This is a genomic window from Campylobacter sp. IFREMER_LSEM_CL292 (genome assembly GCF_025771615.1).
In the GTDB taxonomy this organism is placed as follows: Bacteria; Campylobacterota; Campylobacteria; order Campylobacterales; family Campylobacteraceae; genus Campylobacter_D; species Campylobacter_D lari_D.
On the sequence record NZ_JAKMQP010000028.1, the window covers coordinates 1 to 2,034 of the forward strand.

1 protein-coding gene and 1 pseudogene are annotated in these 2,034 nt (G+C 26.6%); both read right to left on the bottom strand.

Annotated features, from left to right (window positions below):
- Positions 1 to 1,641: ShlB/FhaC/HecB family hemolysin secretion/activation protein (locus L8T82_RS07870; protein ID WP_263726273.1), on the bottom strand; the 1,641-nt coding region annotated here is incomplete at its 3' end.
- Positions 1,642 to 1,813: 172 nt separating this feature from the next.
- A pseudogene (locus tag L8T82_RS07875) lies at positions 1,814 to 2,034 on the bottom strand (hypothetical protein); the annotation flags it as partial.

The window sequence follows — 2,034 nt, forward strand, 5'->3', positions numbered from 1 at the left end:
AAAGCCTTTGCCTCCACTTTTAGATGTACTTCCAAACATAGTAGTACCATCATCATTAACCTTACCTATACTTATCTTAGCACTATAACTTAAGGTATTATTTTCAAAGCCTCTAAATAAACCTTCTAAACCCATACTACCTACATTAGAATGTTTATTAATACTATAATCTTCAAATATGTTTGAAAAAGGTTCATCTTTTAATATCTTATGATAAATACTAGAAGTAAAGTATAAAGATGAATTAGTATTAATCCATACAGGATAAGAAAAGTCTATACCGAAATTTCTAGAAGTACCGCTAAAGCCAACTTCTTGATAATCTCCACCTAAAGAATAAGAGCCTTGAGATATGCTTGGAGTAATTTTTAAATTTCCTAAAAAGAAAGTATAACTTGCTCCATAGTTAATTTGTTTTTCATTGCTTGATTGTAAGTAAAAATTATAATAATCTCCCATATTAAGTATAGAATTAAATCCCATACTAATACCAGCTCTAATATCCCCTGCACTTTTAATACCATAATTATCAGCATATAATAATACATTAGCCTTAGTATCAGGAACTACTTCTATAACTATATCAGTTTCTCCTACATTCTCTCCTGCTTGTAAGCCTGCTAGGGTTTGAATGCCATACATTTCATTGACTTTATACACACTATCTTCTATTAATTTGGTAGAGATGATTTTACCTTTGATTCTTTCATTAAGCTTACTTTCAATAAAATAATCTTTTATAGTAGTTTTATTCTTTATTATATACTTACCTAATGTTCCCAAAGCTATGTTTATTTGCACACTATCTTCAAATTCTTGTTGGGGTACATAAGCTGTTGCAGCAGGATAGCCATTAACTTGGAAATAATAAGCAATAATATTAGATATATCTTGTAAATCTTGCAAGCTAAATTTTCTAGTACTAAACTCACTAATGAGTATTTGTAAATCTTCTTCTTTAATACCTAGCTTTTCAAAGCTAGTGTTTTCATTAGTGATGATGAATTTGTATTTGGTTATTACTTCTTTAGTAGTGGTAGTATTGTTAGAACTATTATTGCTTTGATTGTTTAAATTAATAGTGTTGTTATTAGTTTGATTACTTGAGTTAATAGAGTTATTATTAGAACTATTGTTTGTTTGATTATTTGGATTACTTGTATTATTGTTGGTATTGACTTGATTATTTAATTTGGTAGTGTTGTTATTAAAACTATGATTGTTTGAAGCATTATTGGTATTAAAGCTATTATTAGTTGAATTAAAATTATTGTTTGTTTGATTATTTATACTAGAGTTAGTGTTAGCTTTGTCATTGTTTGTGTTAGTGTTAGTTTGGTTATTTAGGTTGGTAGTGTTATTATTAGTTTGATTGTTAGTTTCCTCATTAGTTTTATCTTCTTGATTTAGTTTTTCTTTTAATTCTTTCTTTTTTTCTTCAAAGTCTTTTTTAGCTTCTTGAGTTTTTTTATAATCATCTTTAGTTTTTAGATTTTCTTTGATAGCTTTGTTTTGAGGAAGATTTCTATCAGGGGATAGTTCTATAACCTTTTCTATATCATTTTTAGCTATGATAATACTTCCATTATTAGCATAGACTAAAGAGCTAATTACTATAGTGCTAAGTAAAAGTTTTTTCATACTTATTTTTTCCTTTTAATGATGTATTTTAATTTTAAGTTTTTGTTTTTCAATATTTATATTGATTAATTAAAATATTTTTAACATGAGTATATTCATTAATATACTCATTATATACACTAGGATAAATCCTAGTGTTTAGTGTTTAATTTTTATGTATCAAAGCTGTAGATTATAATCCCCCAACTACACAAGGATTCATGGTTTTATAATTATCACTGACTATGCAAGTTTTACTTTTTTGCACTAAAGAAGTTTCATCTATTTCTTCAGTTTCTTCTTCTTCATTTAAAGTTTCATTACCTATAGAATTAAAAGTAGAACTTTGTTCAAATGCTAAAGAATCATCAGGTTTATTATCAATTGGTGGTTCTACTGGGTCAATAGGTTTAT